Source organism: Rhizobium jaguaris (genome assembly GCF_003627755.1).
In the GTDB taxonomy this organism is placed as follows: domain Bacteria; phylum Pseudomonadota; class Alphaproteobacteria; order Rhizobiales; family Rhizobiaceae; genus Rhizobium; species Rhizobium jaguaris.
In genome coordinates, this window is record NZ_CP032694.1 from 3866214 (window position 1) to 3891114 (window position 24901).

Sequence of the window (24901 nt, forward strand, 5' to 3'; positions counted from 1 at the left end):
AGAGTGCCGCTCCGGGGAAACGAACACTCAAACCAAGAGACCCTAAGGGATTTGATGATGAAACAAGATATTGAAATCAATACCGCCGACGGCATCGCGAAAGCCGCTATCTTCCGCCCCGACAATGGCGCTTCCGCCGAGCGCGGCGTCATTTTCTACATGGACGCCATGGGTCCGCGTCAGGCGCTCTACGACATGGCGCAGCGGCTTGCCGATTCCGGCTATATCGTGCTGCTGCCCGACCTGTTCTACCGCTTCGGCGCCTATGGTCCATTTGACGGCACGTCCTTCGGTGATCCGGCCTCCCGCGAAGCGATCATGACGATGATACGCGGCACGACGCAGGAGATGACCAAGCGCGACAGCGCCGCCTTCCTCGATGCGCTGACGGCGGCTGGCGCCACCGGACCGGTCGGCACCGTCGGCTATTGCATGGGCGGCGCTCGCGCACTCACTGCAGCAGCCGCCTATTCCGATCGCATCGCAGCCGCCGCTACCTTCCACGGCGGCAATCTTGCCAGCGATGCGGAAGACAGCCCGCATCGCCTGGCCGCCGACATCAAAGGCCGCGTCTATGTCGGCGTCGCCGGCGTCGACAACAGCTTTCCGCCGGAGCAATCCGCCCGTCTCGCCGAAGCGCTTCGCATCGGCGGTGTCGACCACATGATTGAGAACTATGTCGGCATGGCCCATGGCTGGACCGTTCCCGACCATGGCGTCTACGACGAGACCGGCGCCGAACGGCACTGGAAGCGCCTGTTGAACTTATTCGATGAGACGCTGGCGTAAGAACCGCAACGCAGCAGACAATCCCGCTTTCTTTTTCGAAAGCGGGATTTTTCACGGGCTCAGCTTCATGGCGAAGCAGCCAGAACGTCAAAACCTGATCATGTCGATCTTGGTCAGCGTCGTCTTCTGCGAAACGCCGGGCGCGTTGACCATATGCCAGGCAACATATTGCTCGCCGTAAAGTTCGGTGGACGACATGCCGTCGACGGGGAGGATGATGTTCATCCCGTTCAGTGCCGCATCGGTCGCCGTATCGAGAACCGCGCCTTCGGAGGCCGTACCGGTGACGATCACGGTCTTGATGCCCTTGTCGGCGAGGATGCTGCGGAGATTGGTGCCGATGAACTTGTCGGCGCCGGACTTGACGATCGGGTCGCTTCCCAGCGGCGCAAGATCCGTGGCGATATCTTGGGGCTCACCCGCACCCGCCAAGCTGTAGACAACGAACACGCCTTTGGCACGGGCCTGGTCAAGCATAGTCTTGACCTTCGGCACGGAGGCAAGGCAGCGCGGCTTGGTGTTCTTGTTGCATGGTCCCTTCGTGGGGTCCTGTGCGCCATTGAAATCGAGGATCAGCAGCGCCGTCGTCTTCGCATCGACCACCACCGGCTTCAACTGCGGCGGCGCCGGAGGCTTCACCTTCTGCCAGTCGTCGATGATGGTCTGAGCGGAAGCCGGCATGGCTCCGAAAGGGCTCACGACCGCACTGAATGCAATGAAACCAACGCCGAAAGCAAAAGCTGCCTTTTGCACCATGCAACCGATACATCTCATGAAATCGCTCTCCTGAAGAACCCATGGGTTCCATTGGCTGACGCTACAATTTAGATAGGTCAAACCTCGGAGATTGATAACGAAACTCTTCGTGATCCCGGCGTTATCGGACAACGTGCTTTAGGCCGGGCGATTTGCTCCCCCGGCCGTGATTTTCGGTATCAGGCCGCGAAGATAATGTCTTCCGCCTCGATCTTGCTCCTGTCGATCTCCATTGCCAGGCCGGGTCTGTCAGGTACTTCGATCATGCCGTCGATGACATCGAGCGGATCGACAAGGAAATGCTGATGCACCGCATTCCACTTCACCAGATATTCCTGATAGGGCGTATGGATCGGCGACTGCACCGCCGAGAAGTGCGCGGTGACGAAGCTCGAATGACCGTGCGGGATCGTGATGAGATCGTGCACCGTGGCATAGGCCGCGATCTTCAGCGTCTCCGTCAGGCCGCCGCACCAGTAGATATCGGGCTGGATGACATCGAGCGCTTCCGAGTCGATGAAGCGCTTGAAGCCCCAGCGAGTATATTCATGCTCAGCCCCCGAAAGCGGGATGCGGATGCGTTCGCTGAGTTTCCGATAGCTGTCGATGCGGTCGGGCATGACGCATTCTTCCAGCCAGCGCGGCTTATATTCTTCGATACGCTCTGCGAGATCGACGACATAGCCGACATCCATCGACTGCCAGCAGTCGAACATCAGATCATAATCCTCACCGACAGCGTTACGCAGCGTGCGCACCAGCTCGACATTCTTCTTCATGCCCTCGGCGCCGCTCATCGGGCCGTGGCGGAAGAACCATTTCTGGGCGCGGTAGCCCTTCTCCTTGTACTCGATGGCGCGCTCGCGAACCTTGCCGGCGTCGAGCACGGCAAAGCCGAGCATCGAGGCATAGGCCGGAATCTTCGTCTGCGTCGGCCCGCCGAGCAGCCGGTAAACGGGCTGGTTCAGCCATTTGCCACGCAGGTCCCACAGCGCGCAGTCGACGGCGCTGATCGCCAGCATCGCGTCGCCCTGGCGGCCATGGACCATGCCGCGATGCATCTGATCCCAGAGCTTCTCTCCGGCAATCGCATCCTGGCCGGTCAGATATTTGCGCAGGTGCTTGGCGATGATATAGGCGACCCCCTCCGGGATCGGCCCGGCAAGGCCGGTCACGCCTTCATCCGTATGGATCTCCACGAAATGCGTGGTGATCTTGAATCCGTCGGCGGTTTGGATGCCACCCTCGTGGTCGTTTCTCACGCGATATTCCGGATAGATATCGATGGGGCGGACGAGCCGTTCCTCCCAAAGATCGCCCTTGGTCGGCAAGGTGCCTTGGAGGCGGCGAAGACGAACTTCAGTGATCAACATGAATATACCTCACTTTATCGCGCCTTTGACCGCCCCGACTTCAGGGGTGCGGCCAAAGAGCGTTGAAATGACGATGAGGGTGACGACCGACATGGCTGCCATCAATGCCAGCCAATAGAGGCCGTCGTCGAAATTGCCGGTCGAGTCATGGATCATACCGATCACCCAGGGATTGACGACGCTGGAAATATTGCCGAGCGCATTGATCAGGGCAATGCCGCCAGCTGCCGCAGCCCCGCTGAGGATTGCAGTCGGCAGACCCCAGAACACCGGCATGGCGCCGAAGACGCCGAAGGCGGCAATGCAGAGCATCAACAGTTTGACCGTCGGATCGGTGCTGGCGGCCGAGCCTACGAGGCCGATGATCGAAATGATCAGAGCGGTGTAATTGGCAAGGCGGCGCTTGCCGGGGCGGTCCGCGAGACGGCCGAGCAACAACATGCCGGCGATCCCGAAGAGATAGGGGATTGCCGCGACGAAACCGGTCTGCATCTGGCTGAAGCCAAAGCCCTTCAGGATCAATGGCAGGAATGTGCTGACGGCGCCGTTGAGATTGGTGAGGCCGTAGTACATCAGGCAGAACAGCAGAACCTGCGGGCTGAGGAGCGCTGCCAGCAACTGTTTGCCATGGCCGCTGCCGCTGAGGGCCGCGCGCTCACGCTGCTCCCGGTCCAGCCGCGCCATCAGCCAATTGCGTTCGGCTGGCTCCAGGAACGTCGCTTCCTTCGGGCCGCTTGGCAGGATGAAGGGAATGAGTACCGCAACGACCAGCGCCGGCAGGCCTTCCAGCAGATACATCCACTGCCAGCCATGCAGGCCGAGGATGCCATCGAGCTCGAGAAGCAGCGTCGATACCGGCGTACCGATGACCAGCGAGATCGGAATGCCGGCCATGAAGGCGCTGATGATGCGGCCGCGATAGGCCGACGGATACCAGAGCGTCAGGTAGAAGACGACGCCTGGAAAGAAACCGGCCTCGGCCGCGCCCAGAAGCGCGCGCAGCACGTAAAGGCTGTTGGCATTCCAGACGAACGCATGGGCGGCGGCCAGAAGCCCCCAGGTCAGCATGATGCGGGCAATCCACCAACGCGCGCCGAAGCGCTGGAGCGCCAGGTTGGAGGGAATTTCAAGCAGCACATACGGCACGAAGAACACGCTGGCGGCAAAACCGAAAGCGGTCATCGACAGGCCGAGATCCTGATTCATGGTCAGCGCCGCGACGCCGACATTGGCACGATCGAGGATCGCGATGAAATACGAAAATATAAGAATGGGCAGCAGACGCCATGTCAGCTTGCGAATAATCGTTTCTTCGGAAACAGCCATTTTCTCCTCCTGAGAATCTCTTTTGCGCCGCGGGCTCTTTGGACCACGGCCCTCCCGCCGGCGCCTATGTCTTGTCCGGGCATTCACATGATCGAATTCCGGAAACGTTTCCGGGAATTGCCATGACGACATGGGGATGTCAAGACGATCGGATCGATTCGCGACGATACGGAGCAGCATGAAGAAGCCGCAGACAGTCGGTATCCGGGAATTGGCCGCTCATCTCGGGATGGCGATCAGCACCGTTTCGCGCGCGATGAACGACCGCAGCGAAGTCAGCCCCGAAACGCGCAAGCGCATTCTCGCCGAAGCCGAGCGCCTGGGCTACCGGCCAAACCAATCGGGACGCAGCCTGCGCAGCGGCTCGACAAAGGCGATCGCGCTCACCATGCGTACCGATATCGGTCGCACCATGTCCGGCGAAACCTTCTTCATGGCGCTGAGCGAGGGATTGCAAAGCACGCTTGCCAATGTCGGCTATGATCTGATGATCCTGCCCTGTGCCTCCGATCAGGATGAAAACGAATTCCTCTATCGCGCCGTCGATCGCAGGCTCGCCGACGGCTTCATCATCTCCAACGTCCAGCGCATCGATCCACGCATAGACTATCTGAGAAAATGGCACATGCCTTTCGTCGCGCTCGGCAGCAGTGAGACCAAGGGCGATTATGCTGCGCTCGATCTCGATTTTGCCGGGGTCGCCGAGGCCTCGGTGCAGCGGTTGACGACACGGGGGCACAAACGCATCCTGCTCGGCCTGACTGCGCAGGAAACAAACAACAACTACGTCTTTCTGGCAGGCTTCAAGGCCGGGCTGGAAAAATCGGGCCTCGCCTTCGATGAAAGGCTGGTGCTGCGCCTGCACGACCGCATTTCCGGCGGGTACGAACTGGCCTCCACACTGCTTGCAATGGACGACCGGCCGACAGCCGCGCTCCTTATCCAGGAAACGATGGCGATGGGCTTCTACCAGCGGCTCGGCGAAGCCGGCCTGCAACCCGGCAAGGACCTCGCCGTCATCGGTTTTCGCGAAAATCCGGTCTGCCGCTACCTGACACCTTCGCTGACAAGCTTCCGCATCGATCTCAAACACTACGGCGCCCGCCTCGGCGAGATAATCATCGCCGAACTCGACGCCGCGGCGAAAGGCGCCGACCGCAGCGATTTCATCCGCGAAGTATGGCCGATGGGATTGGTTCCTGGAAAAAGCGACGAGGCGGCTTAGGAACCAGCCTGCTCCTCCGACCCGGCAGCGGCGGCGTCGCTCTGCAGCTTGCCGAGTAATCTTTGCAAAGCCTGTTTGATCTGTTCGATCTCCTCGGAGCCGGAAATTTCGGCCCATCGTTCGTCGACAAGACGGCCCGTCGCCATCGCGATCGGCCGGACACCCTTGCCGCGTTCTGTGAGGAATACCAGCCGGCCCCGTCGGTCGTTGGGATCTGGCCGGCGCTCGACATAACCCAGCCGCTCGAGCTCCTCGACCGCTTGCGCCATCGTCTGCTTGCGCACATGTGCAAGCTTGGTGAGCTCGCTGACCTGAATACCCTCGGGGCGGGCGAAGGTGAAAACATTGGCATGCGGCGGTCGGATATCGCCGAAACCGGCTTCATCCAGGGCGGCTTCGACGGCCTGCGTCCAATGCTGGTGTACGAGCCGCAGCAACAGGCCCAGGGGCGGACGGGAAGGAGCACATTTTTCCATGAGATATAGACAGGTACCTGACTATTATGTTAGATAGACAGGTACCTTACCATTTCTTTTGAAGAAGGGATACCCGCCATGCCCTCGATCGACCTGCTGGATTCGACTATCTTCTATGAGGATGCAGGGAGCGGAACTCCCTTCGTCTTCCTCCACGGCAATCCCACCTCGTCCTATCTCTGGCGGCATGTGTCTCCACATATCGGTGCGCCCGCTCGCCGCCTCGCGCCCGATCTCATCGGCATGGGCCGTTCGGGCAAACCAGATATCCCTTACGGCTTCGCTGATCACGCCCGTTATCTCGACGCCTGGTTCGACGCTCTCGAACTTACCGGCGTCGCGCTGGTCGGCCATGACTGGGGCGGCGCGCTGGCCTTCGATTGGGCGGCCCGCAATCCCGAACGGGTGCGGGGCATCGCCTTCATGGAAACCATCATTCGCCCGCTGACCTGGGACGATCTCCCGAATGCAAGGCCGCGCTACGAGGCGCTGCGCTCGCCGGGCACCGGCGAGGTCAAGATTCTCGACGAGAACTTCTTCATCGAGCAGGCACTACCAGCAACCATTCTCAAAGGGCTGAGCGCGCAGGATCATGCCGCCTACCGCGCGCCCTACCCGACCCGCGAAAGCCGGCGGCCGCTGCTGGAATGGCCGCGCGCGATGCCGATCGAGGGCAGGCCGGCCGATGTCGTCTCCCGGATCGAAGCCTACGATGCCTGGCTGGCGGCGAGCGCGGATGTCCCAAAACTGCTCTTGACCTTCGACGGCCCGGCAGAAACCCTGCTCATCGGCGAGGCAATGACGGCCTGGTGCCGGGCGAACATCGCCAATCTGGACGTCGAAAATTGCGGCCCGGCCCGCCATGTCGCGCCGGAGGATCAACCCGAGGCAATTGCCGCGGCCATCTCCCGATGGGCGGATCGCCACGAACTCCGTTAGAGGAACCTGACGGAGTTCGATGGAGAAACTGGAGATCCAGGATGGCCCGATAAATCCAGCTGCTGAGACTCATACGGCACGCAACCGAGTTCGCATGCCTTTCCGTCTCTCCTTTGCCGCGAATTTTTTCGAAGACAATCCATCGTTGACAAATGACGAGCAGACCATAATCTCCGCCTAAGCGTTTGCGATCGCCACTATTCTTTCGGAGATGAGGATCATGCTGGCGAAATGCATGAGACGGTTGGTTCTGGCAGGCCTCATCCTTTGCGTCTCGGCATACCTGGCCGCCGCCGCACAAGCGCTCGACCTCATCGCTCAGAAGGGAACCGTCCGGATCGGTTATATTGCCGACGAGGCGCCGTTTTCCTTCAAGAAAAAGGACGGCAGCCCAGCGGGATATACCATCGATCTCTGCGGAAAGATTGCTGATGAGATCGGCAATAAGATTCCTAACGTGAAGCGGGAATACGTCGAAACCACCCTTGCCGATGGATTCAACGCCGTAAAAACCGGGCAGATCGATCTTCTATGCGGCGCAATCACCATCAATCTTGCAAGACGCGAGACCGTAGATTTTTCTCAATTGATCTTCCTGACCGGGGCAAGCGCGCTGCTGCGCAAGGATTCGCCCGAATATCTGCAGATACTCTTCCTCGATAAGCGCCCGGTGCGCACTGTGGACGCCCAATCGCCTAAAGCAAGTGTCATCGGCGTCCGTTCGGATACGACCACCGGCGCGACATTGCGTGAAGCGCTCGGCAACGATGTGCCGAAAACGCGGGTCGCGGATTTCGCGGCGCATCAGGACGGTCTCGAAGCCCTCGAAGATCACAGGATCGACGCCTATTTCGCCGACCGGGCCCTCCTCATCAGCCTCGCCGGTCGAGCGCGCAATCGCGCGGCACTTGCGATCGGCAACCGCCTGTTCACGCATGAGCCCTATGGGATCGCGTTACCGCGAGACGATTCCACCTTTCGCCTTCTTGCGGACCAGGCGCTCACCGCCTTCTATCAGTCAGATGATTTTCCGAAATTGCTGAAGACCTATTTCGGAGACGAGGCTCCAATTCTGCGCAGCGAAATACTGATGCAGTCCATTCCTCAATGAGGTCAGCCGCTTTTATCGGGGTGGTCGGTCGCACTTATGGTCGATTGGGGCATCCGTTGCCTGGTTGAGGGCTGGTTCGCAGCTTAATGAGCCACCGGCCCGTTCGCCTTCTTCCAAGCGGCGATGCCACCCTCGATATGACAGGCGGTCGACAGCCCGGCATCCTGGGCGGCCTGCACGGCCATCGCCGATCGCTCGCCGAAAGCGCAATAGAACACGATCCGCTTGCCGGTGGCCGCCGCTAATTCATGCAGCATGCCGCCCGCGCTGATGTTTTCCAGCAAATCCGGATAGGGTGCGTGCAGCGAGCCAGGGATCGTTCCATGCTTTTCGCGTTCGCCCTTCTCGCGCAGGTCGACGATCGCAATGTCAGGACTGCCGCGCAGCGCCAATGCCTCGGTCGCCGAGACAGCCCAACCTTTACGCGCGATCTCATCCTGATGAAGACCGACGTGGACATTGGCTGGCACGGCCACATCCATCATCTTCGGATTGGGAAGATGGAGGTTGTTCATGAGCTCGGCATATTCGTCCGCCGATCGAACTCTGAGGCGCGGATTGAACAGCCTCTCTTCGCCGATGGTGGAAACCGTATCGCCCTTGTAGTCGTGGGCCGGATAGACCAGCGTCTCGTCCGGCAATTTCAGAAGCTTGTTGAAGATCGAGTCATACTGCTGAAGCGGATTGCCGTTCTGGAAATCGGTACGTCCTGTGCCGCGAATGAGGAGCGTGTCACCCGTGAACACCCGGCCACCCATGAGGAAAGAATAGGAATCGTCCGTGTGGCCCGGCGTATAGAGCACATCCAGGCTCAAACCCTCAATCGAGACACGGTCGCCTTCCGTCACACGCATGGAAACGACGTCGGCAAGCGTCTGCTCGCCCATCACGGTAATGCAATGGGTGCGGTCGCGCAGCGCACCCAATCCGGTGATATGATCGGCATGCAAATGCGTGTCCACGGCCTTGACGAGCTTGAGATCAAGCTCGTTCACGAGCTGAAGATAGCGGTCGACCTTCTCGAGCACGGGATCGATGATCAGCGCCTCGCCACCCTTACGGCTGGCGATGAGATAGGTATAGGTACCGGACACGCTGTCGAAGAGCTGGCGGAAGATCATCGGCGACACCCTTGCGCAAATCCTGCCCCGCAAGAAGGGGCATCCTTATTATCCCTTCGGCTGTGGAACGATCCGAATGTAGGGTTTAGGCGCGTTCCATCCCTGCGGATATATGGTCTTGGCTTCGTCGTCGCTTACCGAACCGGCGATGATCACATCCTCGCCCTGCTTCCAATTCACCGGAGTAGCGACCCTGTGCTTCGCAGTAAGCTGGAGCGAGTCTATCACACGCAGGACCTCATCGAAATTGCGGCCTGTGGTCATCGGATAGACGAGGATCAATTTGATCTTCTTGTCCGGGCCGACGACAAAGACGTTCCGCACCGTTTGATTGTCAGCCGGGGTGCGCTTGGTCGGATCGCCGGACACTGCTGCCGGCAGCATGCCGTAGAGCTTCGATACCGTATAATCGACATCGGCAATCATCGGGAAGTTCGGTGCAAAGCCCTGCGTCTCCTCGATGTCGCTCGCCCAGCCGGAATGACGGTCGAGCGGATCGACCGACAGACCGACAATTTTCACGCCACGCTTGTCGAATTCGGGTTTGATTCTGGCCATGTAGCCGAGCTCGGTGGTGCACACCGGCGTGAAATCTTTCGGATGCGAGAACAGGACGACCCAAGAATTATCGGCCCAGTCGTGAAATCGGATCTTGCCTTCAGTCGTTTCGACCTCGAAATCCGGTGCGATATCATTGATTGCAAGTGTCATGGTCCCCTCCCGTCGTAGACAAAATGGTTATCTGATCTTTCCCTCGGTATATTTATTGTACATCTTCCTAATTTAGGCAACTGCAAACGGCGCGATGCTTTGATTTTCTCTCGCAAGACGAGCGCTTAACTTAAGGTGAGTTGAACAGAACTTTGAATAGCGGTTCCGAGCATCTGTTGCCGGATACGGCCGGCGCGATCGAATCGAAGCGATCGGCAAAAGAAAACCCCGCCACTTTGGGGGGATGGCGAGGTATAAAGAATGTTATTACGATAACATAATATATCTATTCGCATAGGCAACAAAAAAGCGCCCACCTGCTAAGCGGTGACAGGCGGGCGCTAAAAAATCCAACGAGTTGAAGTTAAACGATAATTAAATATCGTCAATAGCTAAATAAAATTTGCCTAAATCGAGAAGGCGAAAAACGACCCGCACTTGACACCGCTCGCGTTTCTTTTGCCGTCCCTGATATAGGGACAGGCGCCAATATGAACCGATGATGAAAAAGCCCCGCCATTTGAATAAGGCGGGGCAAGCGGGGAAAGCCCCCTCAGATATGAGGAGGGAGCGCAGGCAATAAATCAGGACTATCCGAACTACACGAGGTCAGTTCCGACCAATGCGGTACGGTGTGAATGAAAAAGCTCCTTGCCCATTTTGAGGAGCGGACAACCGCGACGGGCGAGCTTATAAGAAGGTTCGAAAGCAGGATTGCTCGATCCCCACAGCCGATCGCCTGCCATAAAGGCCGGCGCGCCTCGATCGAACGATCAAAGGCTGCTCTCGCAGGAAGCAGCGAACACGTGTAGAATTTTGGGCCCGGGGCGATGAATTCAGGCGGTTTGCAGGCGTCCGGCAACGCGGTTGGGGGGATGATATGATGACATTGGTTATCGCTTTGCAGCTACAGCTCTCGGCGCGGCCGTCATTCCCATGACGGACAGTCTGGCATTTCGTTCCTTCGGACTAAACCGTCTTCTACGCGAGGAATGGTTTCTGGCGGTCAGCATTCTGACCAGTCTGGTGGTCCTCAGCTTCGAGGGCCCATTGCTTAAACAATTGTCCGATCCCTTTTGGCTCGCTTTCATATTCCTTGTGCTTTTTGCCGCCGTGCTTGGTTCCGCGCTTTCGGTCGTCCGGCATGCAGATTATCTGGCGGAGCGACTTGGGGAGCCGTACGGAACATTGATCCTGACGCTGGCCATCACCTCGATCGAAGTGATGGCCATTTCCGCCGTGATGATCCATGGCGAAAACAATCCGACCCTTGCGCGTGATACGCTTTTTGCAGTGATTATGATCATCCTCAACGGCATGGTCGGAATGTCGTTGCTGTTCGGCGCCTGGCGACGGCCGGAGCAGTCCCACAATTTGCAAGGGGCCAACGCCTATCTTGGGCTTATCGTGCCACTGGCGACGCTGAGCCTGATCATGCCGAGTTTTCTATATACTTCGGGCGGCCCGCACCCTTCCGCGCCGAGACAGATGGTGCTCGGGATCATGTCCATCGGACTTTATGGCGTATTCCTGATGCTTCAAGCGGGCCGCCATCACCATTTCTTCGCAGAGGAAGACGAGCTGCCCGTCAAACGCGAGGCGCGCCCTGCACCGCGATCGCTATGGGTTCATACCATCCTGCTGTTCGCCTATATGGGGCCGGTGGTATTCCTCGTCGAAGAACTCGCCAAACCGATCGACTATGTCATCGAAACATTGCGCGCGCCTGTCGCCTTCGGCGGCGTCGTCATGGCCGTGTTGGTTGCCACACCGGAAGCCATCAGCGCCGTGCGCGCCGCCATCGCCAACCATTTGCAGCGTTCAATCAATATCTTCCTGGGCTCGGTCCTCTCGACGATCGGAATAACCGTCCCTGCCATGCTTGCCGTCAGCTATCTCGTTGCACACCCCGTTACGCTGGGGCTCGAGGGCAGCGATCTCGTGATGCTCATCCTGACGCTTGCCGTCAGTATCATCACCTTCGCCAGCGGCCGGACCCATCTCATGCAGGGCGCCGTTCATCTCGTGCTATTCGTGGCTTACGTGCTGCTCATTTTCCAACAGTAAAGGTCGCGCCCTCTCGATCAGGAGTCACCCGCTATGACAATCGAGCTTCTGATCGCAAGATACGGTTTATTGGCGATCTTCCTGGGTGCTGCCTTCGAGGGCGAAACCATGGTTATCCTCGGCGGCGTGTTTTCGCACCGCCACCTCATGACCTTTTGGAGTGCGGCGGCAACCGCTTGTGCCGGTTCCTTTATCGCGGACCAGACGCTCTTTTTCACCGGCCGCTATGCCCGCCACTATCAGCGTATCCAGAAAATCATCGAAAAGCCGGCGTTCGCCCGCGTCACCCATCTTCTGGAGCGTTATCCCACCAGCTTTATCTTCGCGTTCCGGTTCATCTATGGCGTGAGGACGATCAGTCCGGTCGCCATCGGAATGTCCGACGTCTCAGCCATAAAATTCGTCGTGATCAACGCTGCCGCGGCCTTGATCTGGGGATCGTTCTTCACCGGAATAGGCTACCTGTTCGGCCGAAGTATTGAGCAGACGTTCGGCCATCTCCCGCTCCATCGCCATGTCCTGATTGCGGCCGGAATTATTGCTGTCCTGCTTCTTGTCATGATGACATTCCGAAAACGCAAGCCTGCCTGATCAGGTTCGGCTTTCGCCGTTACGGCTCACCATAATTGCAGGGCGCGGGGGCTATTGCAATTTTGAGCAATGCCGCTCCATAGTGTCACATGCCTTGATCCATCGAAGCCGCTTGGCTGCCGACGAGGCTGCGCATGAAGACTGGAACTCGCAAGTTATGGGGGTCAGGAATGCGTGGGGGATTTTCTCAAGGTCTGCAATTTTGCGTCGTGCTTGCATGCGCGATTTCTCTTCAGGCATGCGAAAGAAGCAACAACACCTATGTCGCCCCGCCGCCACCGAAGGTACGCGTAGCGCTTCCCTTACAGCAGCCCGTCACCCGATATTTCGAGCTGACTGGCAATACCGCGGCCTTTAAGTCCGTCAATATAGAAGCGCGCGTTCAGGGCTTTATCGAGTCGATAGACTATCGCGACGGCGTGATGGTCACGCAAGGTACCCAGCTCTTCACCATCCAGAGCAATACCTACCAGGCACAAGTCGATCAGGCGCAGGCGACACTTGCTTCCGCGCAGGCATCGCAGGTCGGCGCCGATCAGGAATACCAGCGCCAGCTCAACCTCACCAGGCAGCGGGTCACAACGCAAACGGCCCTCGACAGCGCCAAGGCGACGCTTGATCAAGCGAACGCAGCCATCGCCAATGCCAAGGCCAGTCTCGACCTTGCGATGATCAACCTCGGATATACGAAAGTGCTGGCGCCGTTCGACGGGAGGGTAACCGCCCGTCTCGTCGATGTCGGTGCCCTTGTCGGGGTATCCGGTCCAACCACGCTCGCGACCATCGTCCAGACGGACCCGATCTATGTCAATTTCAGCGTCAGCGAGCCGCAGGTACTGATGATCAGGCAAGACCTGGCAAAGCAAGGCCACACGTTCAGGCAAATAGACATTCAGACTATTCCCTTTGAAATCGGCTTGCAGAACGAGACCGGTTATCCCTTCAAGGGCCGTCTCGATTATGCCTCGCCGCAAATAGATTCGGCGAGCGGCACCCTGCCGGTGCGCGGCGTTCTCGACAACAAGGATCGCGCCCTTCTGCCAGGCCTTTTTGTGCGTGTGCGCGTGCCGGTCGGACACGAGGACAAGGCGCTGCTGGTAAGGAACGACGCAATCGGCACCAACCAGCAGGGCAGCTATGTGCTGGTCCTTGGGAAAGATGAAACTGTCGAACAGAAGGTGGTGCAAGCAGGCCAGCGCGAGGGTCCTCTTCGCGTCATCGATTCCGGACTTGACGCGGGCGACTGGGTGGTGACGGAAGGCATTCAACAGGCCATCCCCGGCAGCAAGGTTGCGCCGGAGAAAGTCGCGATGGATGCAACCTCGACGGCAAGCGCATCGAACGATGTCGCACCCACAACAGATACGGCTAAACCCGGCACAGCAAAGTCCGACACGCCATGAGCCCGCTCCCGATTTCACGCCAATATCCGAGGGGGACAGCATGATTTCGCGCTTCTTCATCGAGCGGCCGGTGCTTGCGAATGTTCTGGCGCTTGTCTTCGTCCTCATCGGCGCGGTCGCGCTCTTCCAATTGCCGGTCGCACAATATCCGAACGTTGTTCCACCGACGGTACAAGTGACGACACGTTACCCTGGTGCAAGTGCCAGTACTCTTATCGATACCGTCGCACTGCCGATCGAACAGCAGGTCAACGGCGTCCAGAACATGCTCTACATGCAGTCGACCAGCGCCAGCGACGGCACCTACTCCCTGACCGTCACCTTTGCGATCGGCACCGATCCCGACCAGGCGCAGGTCCTTGTGCAGAACCGTGTCGCCATAGCCATGTCCTCGCTGCCGCAAGCTGTCCAGCTTCAGGGCGTCACGACGCAGAAGAAGTCGACGGCCATTCTGGAATTTGTCAGCCTGACCTCGCCGGACAGCCGATTTGACAGCCTTTTCCTGTCCAACTATGCCGTCATCAATTTGCAGAACGAGTTGGCCCGCCTGCCTGGCGTTGGCAATGTCTCGGTATTCGGCGCGGGCCAATATGCCATGCGCATCTGGATGAATCCCGAACTCCTGCAGGCGCGCGGCCTGACACCGCAAGACGTTATCAACGTCGTGCAGGATCAGAGCCAGGAGGTGACGGCCGGTCAGGTCGGCATACCGCCCGTGCCGCCCGGGCAGGCTTTCCAGTACACGCTCAACGTCAGCGGGCGGCTGGACGACGCGGTCGATTTTGAGAATATCATCGTCAAGGTCGATCAGCAGAATGGCGGACGCATCACGCGCATTCGCGACATCGGTCGCGTCGAACTCGGCGCCCAGACCTACAGCCAGTCCTTCATGCAGAATGGGCACCCTGCAGCCGGCATCGGCATTTTTCAATTGCCGGAAGCAAACGCCATAACCGTCGCGCGGGATGTCGCCGCGAAGATGGCGCAGCTCTCCAAAAGCTTTCCGCCGGGCCTTGCCTATGAAGTCCCGTTCGACACCACCAAGTTCGTCACGGCTTCGATCAACGAAGTCTATATAACGCTGGTGGAGGCCGGCGTCCTGGTGCTCATCGTCATTCTCGTCTTTCTTCAGGATTGGCGGGCAATGCTGGTGCCGGCGACGACCGTACCGGTCACGATCATCGGCGCCTTTGCGGCAATGGCGGCGCTCGGTTTCACCATCAATCTCTCGACGCTGTTTGCCATCGTTCTTGCCATCGGCATCGTCGTCGATGACGCCATCGTCATCGTCGAGGGTGTCGCTCGTCACATCGAGGCAGGAATGCCGGGCAAACAGGCGGCCGAGAAAGCAATGGACGAACTGTTCGGTCCTGTTATCGGCATTACGCTCGTTCTGATGGCGGTGTTCATTCCTGCGGCCTTCCTTCCGGGCTTGACCGGACAACTCTACAAGCAATTCGCGCTCGTCATTGCCGCCACGGCATTGATCAGTGCTATCAACGCAATGACGCTCAAGCCGACGCAATGCGCGCTCTGGCTGCGCCCGGCGGTGCCGCCCGAGAGGCGCAACTTCTTTTACCGCGGCTTCAACAAGGTCTACGATCGGGCGGAGCGTGGCTATGCCAGGCTTATCAGCAGCATGGTTCATCATAGCGGCATCGCCGTGCTGGTTGCCTTGGCGTTGATCGGCGTCGCCGTGTGGGGGCTCACGCGACTTCCGACTGCCTTCCTGCCGCCCGAAGACCAAGGTTATGTGCTGATCAGCGCACAGCTTCCCGACGGCGCCTCGAAGGAGCGCACCGATGCCGTCATGGAACAGGTCGGCAAGATTGCGCAACAGACGCCCGGCGTCGAACAGGTGCTGACCATCAGCGGCATCTCCATCCTCGACAACAGCGCGAGCTTACCAAACGCCGGCGTCGCCTATGTCGTGCTCAAGGATTGGGGTACCCGCGGCAAGGAAAAGGGACAGGATCTGCTGTCGATCTACGAGCATTTGAACGGTGCCCTGCGGGACATATTGACCGCAAAGACGCTGGTGGTGGTGCCACCGCCGATCCAGGGCATCGGCAATGCCAATGGCTTCACCATGCAAGTCGAGATCCGGGGCGGGAATTTCGACTTTCCGCTGCTGCAGAACCTAGCAGATACCATCGTCAAGAACGGCAACGCGCAGTCGGCGCTGCAAAGACTGAGCACATCTTTCCGAGCCGACGTTCCGCAGCTCTCCGTCTCGGTCGATCGCATCAAGGCAGAGACGCTCGGCATTACGGTTGGACAGATTTTCTCGGCGCTCTCGGGCTATGTCGGATCGAGCTACGTAACCCAGTTCAACAAGTTCGGGCGAACCTTCCAGGTCTATGTGCAGGCGTCTCCCGACTTCCGTGTGCGTCCTGATGACATCCGCAACTTGAAGGTCAAGGCTGGCGATGGCACCATGGTGCCGCTCGCCACGGTGACGGATGTCACCAGCGTCCAAGGGCCGTCCCTCATCAGCCTCTACAACCTTTATCCGACGGCAACGATCGTCGGCGGGGCCGCCAGTGGCTTCAGTTCCGGACAAGCGCTCGATGTCATGGAACAGATAGCCAACCGCACGCTGTCGCGCGGCTCGAGCTTCGAATGGACGGCTTTGTCCTACCAGGAGAAGGCTGTCGGCGGGCAGATCTATTTCGTCTTCGCCCTTGCGATGCTTCTCGTCTATTTCGTGCTCGCCGGCCAATATGAGAGCTGGATCCTGCCATTGGCTGTGCTGTTGGCCGTGCCGCTCGCCCTGCTCGGTACGGTGGGCGCGCTGAGCGCTGCCGGCGTCGCCAACAACCTCTACACCCAGATCGGGCTCATCCTGCTGATCGCGCTCGCCTCGAAGAACGCCATTCTCATCGTCGAATATGCGCGGGAGAGACGCCAGGAAGGCATGGAGATTCTCGACGCGGCGGTCGAGGCGGCCCGCTTGCGCTTCAGGCCTATCCTGATGACATCCTTTGCCTTTATCCTCGGTGTGCTGCCGCTGGTGCTCGCCACCGGAGCCGGCGCCTCCGCCCGCAAGTCGATCGGCATATCGGTCTTCAGCGGCATGATCGCCTCGACCTGTCTTGCCGTGCTCTTCGTTCCTTCATTCTATGTCGTGTTGCAACGCATCGAGGAATACAGAAAACGCCGCACCGCCCCGCAGCCGGTTTCGCAAGCCGCGGACTGAGGGCACGGAAACGATCTTCCGCACCGATGTTATCCGACGGGCGAGACTTTGCTCCTACGGCACGACCCGAACATAGACGTTGCCGCTTCTGGCATAGTAGCCGGATCCGCAGCGATAGTAATAGCCGCCATTATAGGCGCCATAGACACAGCCCGATGGCAGAACGGCGATGCCAGCCGTCGTTCCCGCGGCGACGCGGCGCGTCGTCGCAGTAGCAAGGGCCGGACAGAAGCTTATAATCCGCTGGTCAATACCCTATGGCATGACGGGGATACCCGCTGCAGATTGTCCCGCAGGCAGGCAATGCCGCGGCCGCCGCCGAGCGGCACGGAACGGCAAAAAGCCCGGAAATCCGACCCGCACGTCTGACGCAGGATCATCAATTCCTCACGTGGTGTGAAGGATGGCATCGCGGTACGCGTAGCCGGCGCGGGCGTTGCCGCTGCACCGCCGCCGGCAGCAGGAGCAGAAGCAGTCCCTCCGAGAGCTGCAACCGCCTGCTGACAGGATGGGGAGAGCGTTGAATTGTGCTGGCGAAGACAGGTAAGCGCTTCCGCGCCTCCGGGCGTAACACCCGAACATTGTGCCATGAAATCAGACCGGCAGGCAGATTTGACCGCATTGCGCTGCGCCTGCGTCGGTTGATGTGCCTGCGCTCCACCCGCGGCGGCTGCGCCAGATTGAGCGGGCACCGTTCCAGGTGTCTCGGCGGGCGCAGCGGCGCTGGACCTCTGCTTGGTTGTGCTCACCGCCGACACGGCGCTTCGGCAGGCCGGCGAAAGCGTCGAGCTATGCTGTTGCAGGCAGGTTAGAGCTTCGATGCCGCCCGGTGACACGCCTGAACATTGCGCGATGAAATCAGACCGACAAGCCGACTTGATGGCATTGCGTTGCGCGGCGCTAGGCTGTTGTGAATGAGCGACACCGACAAAAAGACAGAACACGCACAACAAGGTGCAAAGCACAGTGTATGCTGGCAGGAGATGCTGCCTTCCATGCGGGACGGTCGCCAGAAAAGACGCAGATTTCCCCATTGTTTCCCCCTCAAGAAAAACTCTTGGTGCTTATCGTAGAAAGCCGTCGGCCGAAGTAACGAGATCAAAAAATCACAAGGGATGAAAGCTACATGCGGATCCGACAGTAAATCAAGTATTGCTAAATTAGCATAACAAACATATGCGCGAAAAGGTAGCCAAACAGAGTACAATTCCATGGAGGAAGTCAGTCACTGGTCCACGGAGTGTTCTCCTTGATTGATCCACCTCCAGGATCCGTCCGCATGGCACTCGAGCACGGCATCATATGCCTCCTGCGGGGTACTCATGTCAGCGAAGTTGACGCAGGCGATCTTTCGCTCGGCAAGCAGTCCGAGGATATCGCGCAGCAGTTCGTTACCGAAGATCACATCTGCATTTTCCAAAAGAACATACCGAGGGCCCGCGATAAGCACCTCGGCGATCGCCACGATCTGTTGTTCGCGTGGCGACAATAGACTCGACCAGTCGCACTCCTTGTCGAGATCATCAACGGTCAGAACGCGGACAAATCCGAGCTGCTTGAGGAGAGCAAGGATCTGATCATCGGACACTTCGCCTTGTTGTTCTGCTGGCACCATTATCTGCCGCAAGGTTCCAGGAGCGAGCTGGGTGCGTTGCGCGAGAAAACGCAGCCGATCGCGTGGCGGACGAATGATTCGTCCCTCTCCAGACGTGCCAATTCCTGCCGTTGTGCGGAACAGCGCGGTCGCTCCTCCATGGTCGCCTCCCACCACAACGACGCGTGTGTCAGCCGGAAAGATCGTCGAAAGATCTTTCAGTAACGCCTGGCCGCCCGGCGACGTGAGCGTGAGGTGCTCATAGGCAAGGTTTCCATCGGTCTCTACGACCTCCAGGTCGGTTTTTATTGGCTGAGCAGCTTCTTCGATCGCGTCGATCAGGGAGCTGATACGCGCCACCACAACCGCGAAATTGGAAATCGATTTGAATTGGCTGACAATGAATGAAAACGCACCGACGAGCATCGCAAAGGCGGCTGCAGACTGGGTAACCACGCCGAATTCCATGTCGCCTCGAATGAATGCCGGGGCGATGATGAGAACCGGAATGATCTGAGTCATCCAGTTGTAGCCCGTTGTGAAGAAACCGACATTGCGGTTGATGACGATTATGCGCCTGAAGTTCAGGGCAAGTTCGTCGAAACGCCTCAGCAAGAGATTGGCGTGCCTTTGCTCTCCTCCCCCAAGCATGATCGATTCTGCGTTCTCGCGCACGCGGATCAGGCCGGAACGGAATGCAGCCTCGCGGTCGAGCTGATCATAGCTCAGCCTGATCAGGGGGCGACCCAATACGATTGTCATGTAGGATCCGGTGGCTGCGTATACCACAGCCGCGATGAACAGCAGCGGACTGATGAGCCAAAGCACGCCTGAGAAGGTCAAGACGGTCAAAGCGCTGTTCAACAGCATCAATACGAAAGAAAGGGTCGTGATAGTGAAGGTGTTGATATCATCGGCGATCCGCTGGTCAGGATGTGCGAGCTTACCCAGAATCCCGACGCGGTAAAACGTCCCCCCGCTCATATAAACACCAATAGCGCGGCGTGTCAGAAATTCCCGCCAGAGCAAGGCCAGCCGTTCCTCCGCGAACCTGGCGATCACCGAGGCGACAGTCGATGCCGCGAAAGCCATGGTGTACAGGATGGCCTGGCGAATGAATTCGGCTGTCTGCCTTTCGGCGATGGCGGTCATGAAATGCCGGCCGACGAAGCTATTGACGACGTTCAGAGCACTGATGCCGCCGAAGAGAGCGACCAGAGCGAAAAATAGGAACTTGGCTCTTCCGCCTACATCTGATGTCATAAAGATCTTGACTGCGCGGACGAACCTGCCTGCCGTCAACTTAAGCGGAATATGCTGCTGGCTCATGCTCGCCCCTGCTGTTATCGCCATTCACCACGAATCAAGGAACAGGACAGGGTCTCGCATCCCAGATTTCGGCCGCATAATCGGCGATCGTACGGTCGCTTGAGAACTTCCCGGAGCTTGCGATGTTGAGCAGCGCTTTGCGAGTCCATGCTCGAGGATCGTTGTACAGAGACTGCAAGCGCTGGTCCGCTTCCAGATATGAGGTGAGGTCGGCCAAATGCCTGAAGACATCGCCGCTTGTCAGGAGGATATTGCGCAGCGCATCCACAACCCCGGGTTCGTGACGGCAAAAATGACCGGACAGGATAAGGTCCAGCACCGCGCGGATCTCCGGTTCGTTGTCGTAGTGCCAATGAGGACTATACCAGCCGCGGCTCCCCGCGACTTCGTCGGCCGTCAGGCCGAACAGGAAGAAGTTTTCCTCGCCCGCCGCCTCGGCCATTTCGATCGTGGCCCCGTCGCGGGTGCCGATCGTCAACGCGCCATTCATCATGAACTTCATATTGCTGGTGCCGCTCGCTTCGTATCCGGCCGTCGAGATCTGGTTGGAAACGTCAGTGGCGGGGATGAGGCGCTCCGCCACTGAGACGCAGTAGTCGGGCAGGAAGACGACCTTAAGGCGCCCACGCATCTGAGGGTCGGCGTCAATCGTGCCGGCGAGATTATTCAGAAATTTGATTATCAGTTTCGCCACGTTGTAAGCGGGCGCGGCTTTACCGGAAAAGAAGAAGGTGCGCGGCGCCATATCCAGGTTGGGATTTTCGCGGATCCGATTGTAGAGCGCAACGATCCTCAGTGCGTTCAATAATTGCCGCTTGTATTCGTGAATGCGTTTGACCTGGCTGTCAAAGATCGCGCCGGGATCGACGACGATGCCGGCGCTCGATTTCAGCCATCCGGCAAAGCGGTGCTTGGCCATGCGCTTGGCCTCCCGGACCTGATCGACAAAACCACTGTCATCGACGAGCGGTTTCATCCTTTCCAGCTCGCTGAGGTTGGTGATCCACCCCTCGCCGATGGCATCGTTTATGCAACCGGCGAGCTCCGGGTTGGACATGAGCAGCCAGCGTCGGGGCGTCACGCCATTCGTTTTGTTGTTGAACCGGTGGGGGAATATCCCGGCGAGGTCCTTGACGGTAGTTTCTCGCAGCAGTCTCGAATGGATCTCGGCAACGCCATTGGTGCTGTGCGAACCGACGATGGCAAGATGAGCCATGCGCACCAGGCGTTCGCCACCATGCTCGATCAGGCTCGCCCGCTCGACCAGGCCCTGATCATGGGGAAGCGGGCAAGTATCTCTTCCCTGAAGCGACGATCGATTTCCAGAATGATCTCGAGATGACGCGGCAACATCAATTCGAACCACCGCAGTGGCCATTTCTCCAGTGCCTCAGGCAGAAGCGTGTGATTGGTGTAGGCGAGGCAAGCCCTGGTCAGATCCCAGGCATCATCCCAGCTGAGATCTGCGTCATCGAGCAGGATACGCATCAGTTCCGCGACTGCCAGGCTCGGATGCGTGTCGTTGAGCTGGATCGCCACCTTATCGGGCAGAGAATGCCAATCCGAATTATTCGAACGAAACCGCCGGACGAGGTCGGCAAGCGAACATGCGACCAGGAAATATTCCTGCACGAACCGCAGGCCCTGACCCATGCTCGTCGAATCGTCGGGGTAAAGTACCCGCGTGACCGTCTCGGCCGTCAGCCTTTGGGCGAGCGCGCTGACAAACTCACCGGCGCCGAACGTCTGGAAATCAAAGCCTTCCGGCGTCGCGGCCGCCCAAAGCCGCAGCGTGTTTATGGTCCCGCCGCCATAGCCGACGATCGGGCGGTCGTAGGGTATGCCGAGCAGGCGGGACGGCATCCCGACGGCGACCCTCAAATTCCCGCCGCGGACCTCGAAGGAACAGCCGAGTTTGATTTCCACGGCTTCCTGAGGGCGAGCGACCTCCCAGGGATCCGGCCGGCGCAGCCAGTTGTCCGGCTGTTCGCGTTGCCAGCCATCGACGATCGTCTGTTTGAAAATCCCGTACTCGTAGCGAAGCCCATACCCCATCGCCGGCAGTTGCATCGTCGCCATCGAGTCCAGGAAGCAGGCAGCGAGCCGCCCTAACCCGCCGTTACCTAATCCCGCGTCGGGCTCCTCGGCAAGAATGGCCAGCTCGTCGATATGCTCCTGGTCGAAGAGCCGCTTGGCGAGGGGATCAAGCCGCAGGTTGAGGATGTTGTTGCTGAGGGACCGCCCGATCAGGAACTCCATCGACAGATAGTAGATCTGCTTCGGGTTCTCCCTGTTGTAGGTCTGTTCGGTCCGTTGCCAGCGCTGCGACAGCACATCCCTGACGGATCGGGCAATCGCCTCATATCGCTCGCGGTTTCCTGCGTTCTCGGGAGCGATGACATTGTCGAAAAGCAAATGACGCTCATAAAGCCCATCATGGCTTCCCCTGAATTGGATCGGACCGCAGCCATACTGTTCGGGAAGATGCGTGGAGGTAACAGACTTCAAACCCTGCGGCTGAACAGCCGCCTTCTCGCCGCTCATGCTCCCCCCCTCGCCGTGCCCTGGAAGACATTCCGGCAGTTGTAATTGGTTCCCGCATTCACGAGGGCCCGCTTGATTTGTTAGCAGCTCCGGCACTCTGGTTGCCAGGGTCTCCAAAAATCCGGGAGCCTCTTCTGTTCTTTAGGTCTCGTTCTTCGAGAAATGATCCACGACGCCGGCGACGCCGCGGACACTCTCGGCTGCGACGCGCGCCGCCTTCCGGCATTCCTCCGTCGAGACATTTCCCCACAAATGTACCAGGCCGTTTGCCACAGTCACCGTCAGATCCTGTCCTTCGAGGCCGGTATTCTCGCTCAAGCGGATCATGATGCTGCGACGGATCGCCTCGTCACCAGGAGCCGTTTCGTCGGGCTTGGCGAAGATGATCGCCTGGAGAAGATCCGCGCGGCTCACAATGCCGACCATGGCGCCTGCTCTCAACACGGGAAGGCGCTTGATGCCGTGCTCTGGTTAGCGACGCGCGCAAGCGGCGTGTCCTCCTCGACGGACACCGGATTGCGGCTCATCACATCGGCGACTTTCCATGCGTTGCTCTTGATGTATGTCTTGGCCCTCTCCTCCGGAGACAACGACTCGTCGGCCATGGTTCGATGACCTAACTCGGACCTCCGCAACAGATCCCCCTCTGTGATGAGGCCAACCAATTGTCCTTCATCGTCGATAACCGGGACACCGCTGATATGATTGGCCAGCATGAGCTCTGCGGCCTGCTTGACACTGTTGTCCGGCGAGACCTTGATAATTCTTTGCTTCATCACGTCTTTTACAAGCATCGCGTCAACTCCGACCTATAAATCCGAGCTACAAACTTGCTATCTGCAATATAGCCCCCCGAGGTAACACCGGCAACACCGGCGAAGCACGTGTAAGTAGAAAAGAGTAAGAACGCACCTGCCTTTACCCGAAGCCATCGAGGCGGGCCATCCCCTTCGGCGCCGACCGCGGAAATCCCAGCGCGGACGGCGACCCCGAATTTTTCTACAGCCACGCGCCGCTGAATCCCGCCTGGCGCAGTCCACGGACGATGGGCTCGCAATTGCGCATCAGTTTCCAGAGGAAACCGGTTCGATAGTTCTCGATCATCAGCGCCACCGGCCCTTGATCGATCCCAAAATGGTAAGGGCTGATCCACCACCCCGTCGGGCTATTCTCATCCTTGAACGTCTGATTGAAGGATGGCTTGAAGCCATAGAGCCGCGTCATCCCAAGCTTCAGGGCAGCGAAATTGCGGACAGTTGGAATGACGATCTCAGGCGCAAACGGAAGGGATGCGACGACGACCCAGGGTGATACGGTGCCGTCGTCCGGCCCGAACGGTGCGCCCCGTGCGACGTAGTCGAAGAATTCGCGGCGCACACCGCCAATATCCCTGGTCAGCCAGCCGGGGCCGTCGCTTGCGGTAAATCCCCAGCAGTGCTCGCCATATCCTTCGAACCCCAAGGGATTTCGGATCGCATATTCCTGCTGTACGAAGGTTGCTTGCCGGCTGTTTTGGAAATAGTCGCTGTCATGATCCCGCATGAATTCATCGCGAATCTCTCGGAAATCGATCCACATATGCGAAAGCTGATGCGTGAAGAGAGGACCGGAATAAAGCAATTCGCGCCCGAAGATGTTTCGCCACTCATAGCTTTCCGTGTAGGCCGCATAACTTTCCGGGGGTAACGGATGGGTCGGTGAACCAAGTCCCAGTATGTAGAGAAGCAAGCCTTCGTCATAGCCGCGCCAGCGATAGGGGATGAAACCATTTTCCGGTCGCCAGCCATGGGTCAGCGTCGCGCCGTGGTCGCATGCCCAGTTCCAGTCCGCCCGCTCGTAAAGCGCCGTGGCGAGTTGTCTGACCTTCACCTCATCTTCCGAGTCCCCATCAAAATAGGTGGCGACGGTCAACGCGCCGGCAAACAGAAAAGCCGAGTCGATGGTCGACAATTCGCACTGCCAGACCCGCCGCCCTGTCTCGATGTCGAGGAAATGATAGAAGAAGCCCTTGTAACCGGAGGCGTCAGGTTCCGGCCCCTGGTGACAATGCATCAAAAATTCCAGCCGCCGCCGGGCGATCTTGGCGGCAAACTCGCGAATGACGACACCGCGCTCGACCACGACCGGAATAGTCGCAAGCGCCATGCCAATGGCGGCGATGCTTGCCGGTGCGCCCGCTTGCGTCTTGTCGCGCACCAACCCGTTGTCCGGGTTGGTGCTTTGGAGATAGTAAAGCAACGTCGTGAACTGAAGGCGGCCGAGATCCTCATCGGTCGGCATTCGGTTCAGATCGGCATCGGTTGACAGCAATTCTGACATGACTAGGCACCCAACAAGTGGCTCCGAT

At 58.8% G+C, this 24901-nt stretch carries 17 protein-coding genes and 2 pseudogenes; 8 read left to right on the plus strand and 11 right to left on the minus strand.

The features are described from left to right. The first annotated feature begins 57 nt into the window (after positions 1-57). Complete coding sequence (locus CCGE525_RS18875) at positions 58-789, plus strand: dienelactone hydrolase family protein (RefSeq protein WP_120706498.1); 732 nt, start codon at positions 58-60, stop codon at positions 787-789. Between the two features lie 87 nt (positions 790-876). Here CCGE525_RS18875 and CCGE525_RS18880 read toward each other — a convergent pair whose 3' ends face one another. From CCGE525_RS18880 to CCGE525_RS18890, 3 genes are all read right to left on the minus strand, one after another. Continuing rightward, complete coding sequence (locus CCGE525_RS18880; protein WP_120705621.1) at positions 877-1563, minus strand: cysteine hydrolase family protein; 687 nt, start codon at positions 1561-1563, stop codon at positions 877-879. 161 nt (positions 1564-1724) lie between these two features. Then, complete coding sequence (locus CCGE525_RS18885; protein ID WP_120705622.1) at positions 1725-2918, minus strand: enolase C-terminal domain-like protein; 1194 nt, start codon at positions 2916-2918, stop codon at positions 1725-1727. 9 nt (positions 2919-2927) lie between these two features. Further along, complete coding sequence (locus CCGE525_RS18890) at positions 2928-4244, minus strand: MFS transporter (RefSeq protein WP_120705623.1); 1317 nt, start codon at positions 4242-4244, stop codon at positions 2928-2930. 178 nt (positions 4245-4422) lie between these two features. Here CCGE525_RS18890 and CCGE525_RS18895 point away from each other — a divergent pair, with 178 nt between their 5' ends. Then, on the plus strand, positions 4423-5469 hold the full coding sequence (locus tag CCGE525_RS18895) for a substrate-binding domain-containing protein (RefSeq protein ID WP_162950220.1): 1047 nt from the start codon (positions 4423-4425) through the stop codon (positions 5467-5469). Here the strand turns inward: CCGE525_RS18895 and CCGE525_RS18900 are convergent. Then, entirely contained in the window at positions 5466-5945 is a 480-nt protein-coding gene (locus CCGE525_RS18900) for a MarR family winged helix-turn-helix transcriptional regulator (protein ID WP_120705625.1), read from the minus strand. The genes CCGE525_RS18895 and CCGE525_RS18900 overlap by 4 nt on opposite strands. 78 nt (positions 5946-6023) lie before the next feature. On the opposite strand from CCGE525_RS18900, the gene CCGE525_RS18905 reads away from it, so the two are divergent. Both CCGE525_RS18905 and CCGE525_RS18910 read left to right on the plus strand, forming a co-directional pair. After that, positions 6024-6884, plus strand: a complete 861-nt coding sequence (locus tag CCGE525_RS18905; RefSeq protein ID WP_120705626.1) for a haloalkane dehalogenase — start codon at positions 6024-6026, stop codon at positions 6882-6884. A gap of 220 nt (positions 6885-7104) precedes the next feature. Next, positions 7105-7995 carry an amino acid ABC transporter substrate-binding protein gene (locus CCGE525_RS18910; protein ID WP_120705627.1) on the plus strand — a complete coding sequence of 297 codons (891 nt, stop codon included), beginning with the start codon at positions 7105-7107 and terminating at the stop codon, positions 7993-7995. An 83-nt stretch (positions 7996-8078) separates the two neighbouring features. Here CCGE525_RS18910 and CCGE525_RS18915 read toward each other — a convergent pair whose 3' ends face one another. Continuing rightward, positions 8079-9116, minus strand: coding sequence for an MBL fold metallo-hydrolase (locus tag CCGE525_RS18915; protein WP_120705628.1), 1038 nt, complete (start codon positions 9114-9116; stop codon positions 8079-8081). A gap of 48 nt (positions 9117-9164) precedes the next feature. Next, a complete protein-coding gene (locus CCGE525_RS18920) occupies positions 9165-9827 on the minus strand; it encodes a peroxiredoxin (RefSeq protein WP_120705629.1) in 663 nt (220 codons plus the stop codon). A gap of 936 nt (positions 9828-10763) precedes the next feature. Between CCGE525_RS18920 and CCGE525_RS18925 the strand changes: the two genes are divergently transcribed. The 4 genes from CCGE525_RS18925 to CCGE525_RS18940 all read left to right on the plus strand — a co-directional run bounded on the left by CCGE525_RS18925 (position 10764) and on the right by CCGE525_RS18940 (position 17087). Further along, positions 10764-11894 (plus strand): calcium:cation antiporter, encoded by a 1131-nt coding sequence (locus CCGE525_RS18925; RefSeq protein WP_120705630.1) that lies wholly within the window; start codon positions 10764-10766, stop codon positions 11892-11894. Positions 11895-11927: 33 nt separating this feature from the next. Continuing rightward, positions 11928-12485, plus strand: coding sequence for a DedA family protein (locus tag CCGE525_RS18930; RefSeq protein WP_120705631.1), 558 nt, complete (start codon positions 11928-11930; stop codon positions 12483-12485). 170 nt (positions 12486-12655) lie between these two features. Beyond that, positions 12656-13888 carry an efflux RND transporter periplasmic adaptor subunit gene (locus tag CCGE525_RS18935; protein WP_120705632.1) on the plus strand — a complete coding sequence of 411 codons (1233 nt, stop codon included), beginning with the start codon at positions 12656-12658 and terminating at the stop codon, positions 13886-13888. A gap of 40 nt (positions 13889-13928) precedes the next feature. Next, positions 13929-17087 carry an efflux RND transporter permease subunit gene (locus CCGE525_RS18940; RefSeq protein WP_120705633.1) on the plus strand — a complete coding sequence of 1053 codons (3159 nt, stop codon included), beginning with the start codon at positions 13929-13931 and terminating at the stop codon, positions 17085-17087. A gap of 233 nt (positions 17088-17320) precedes the next feature. On the opposite strand, the gene CCGE525_RS39020 is transcribed toward CCGE525_RS18940, so the two are convergent. From CCGE525_RS39020 to CCGE525_RS18965, 5 genes and pseudogenes are all read right to left on the minus strand, one after another. Next, positions 17321-18121: a hypothetical protein gene (locus tag CCGE525_RS39020; protein ID WP_120705634.1), complete on the minus strand. Its 801-nt coding sequence runs from the start codon at positions 18119-18121 to the stop codon at positions 17321-17323. Between the two features lie 191 nt (positions 18122-18312). Further along, the gene (locus CCGE525_RS18950; RefSeq protein ID WP_120705635.1) at positions 18313-20010 is read right to left on the minus strand and encodes an ABC transporter ATP-binding protein/permease; all 1698 of its coding nucleotides are present in this window, start codon (positions 20008-20010) and stop codon (positions 18313-18315) included. A gap of 34 nt (positions 20011-20044) precedes the next feature. Further along, positions 20045-22554: pseudogene (locus CCGE525_RS39855) on the minus strand (glycogen/starch/alpha-glucan phosphorylase). Positions 22555-22695: 141 nt separating this feature from the next. Then, positions 22696-23348: pseudogene (locus CCGE525_RS18960) on the minus strand (CBS domain-containing protein). Positions 23349-23553: 205 nt separating this feature from the next. Next, on the minus strand, positions 23554-24873 hold the full coding sequence (locus CCGE525_RS18965) for a glucoamylase family protein (protein ID WP_120705636.1): 1320 nt from the start codon (positions 24871-24873) through the stop codon (positions 23554-23556). Positions 24874-24901 lie beyond the last annotated feature (28 nt).

What these genes read in the sequence shown, in the direction of transcription:
- CCGE525_RS18915 (WP_120705628.1), bottom strand. Translation starts at nt 9,116, where the DNA reads ATGATCTTCCGCCAGCTCTTCGACAGCGTGTCCGGTACCTATACCTAT.
- CCGE525_RS18920 (WP_120705629.1), bottom strand. Translation starts at nt 9,827, where the DNA reads ATGACACTTGCAATCAATGATATCGCACCGGATTTCGAGGTCGAAACG.
- CCGE525_RS18965 (WP_120705636.1), bottom strand. Translation starts at nt 24,873, where the DNA reads ATGTCAGAATTGCTGTCAACCGATGCCGATCTGAACCGAATGCCGACC.
- CCGE525_RS18910 (WP_120705627.1), top strand. Translation starts at nt 7,105, where the DNA reads ATGCTGGCGAAATGCATGAGACGGTTGGTTCTGGCAGGCCTCATCCTT.
- CCGE525_RS18875 (WP_120706498.1), top strand. Translation starts at nt 58, where the DNA reads ATGAAACAAGATATTGAAATCAATACCGCCGACGGCATCGCGAAAGCC.
- CCGE525_RS18905 (WP_120705626.1), top strand. Translation starts at nt 6,024, where the DNA reads ATGCCCTCGATCGACCTGCTGGATTCGACTATCTTCTATGAGGATGCA.
- CCGE525_RS18940 (WP_120705633.1), top strand. Translation starts at nt 13,929, where the DNA reads ATGATTTCGCGCTTCTTCATCGAGCGGCCGGTGCTTGCGAATGTTCTG.
- CCGE525_RS18900 (WP_120705625.1), bottom strand. Translation starts at nt 5,945, where the DNA reads ATGGAAAAATGTGCTCCTTCCCGTCCGCCCCTGGGCCTGTTGCTGCGG.
- CCGE525_RS18890 (WP_120705623.1), bottom strand. Translation starts at nt 4,244, where the DNA reads ATGGCTGTTTCCGAAGAAACGATTATTCGCAAGCTGACATGGCGTCTG.
- CCGE525_RS18950 (WP_120705635.1), bottom strand. Translation starts at nt 20,010, where the DNA reads ATGAGCCAGCAGCATATTCCGCTTAAGTTGACGGCAGGCAGGTTCGTC.
- CCGE525_RS39020 (WP_120705634.1), bottom strand. Translation starts at nt 18,121, where the DNA reads ATGGGGAAATCTGCGTCTTTTCTGGCGACCGTCCCGCATGGAAGGCAG.
- CCGE525_RS18895 (WP_162950220.1), top strand. Translation starts at nt 4,423, where the DNA reads ATGAAGAAGCCGCAGACAGTCGGTATCCGGGAATTGGCCGCTCATCTC.
- CCGE525_RS18925 (WP_120705630.1), top strand. Translation starts at nt 10,764, where the DNA reads ATGACGGACAGTCTGGCATTTCGTTCCTTCGGACTAAACCGTCTTCTA.
- CCGE525_RS18880 (WP_120705621.1), bottom strand. Translation starts at nt 1,563, where the DNA reads ATGAGATGTATCGGTTGCATGGTGCAAAAGGCAGCTTTTGCTTTCGGC.
- CCGE525_RS18885 (WP_120705622.1), bottom strand. Translation starts at nt 2,918, where the DNA reads ATGTTGATCACTGAAGTTCGTCTTCGCCGCCTCCAAGGCACCTTGCCG.
- CCGE525_RS18930 (WP_120705631.1), top strand. Translation starts at nt 11,928, where the DNA reads ATGACAATCGAGCTTCTGATCGCAAGATACGGTTTATTGGCGATCTTC.
- CCGE525_RS18935 (WP_120705632.1), top strand. Translation starts at nt 12,656, where the DNA reads ATGCGTGGGGGATTTTCTCAAGGTCTGCAATTTTGCGTCGTGCTTGCA.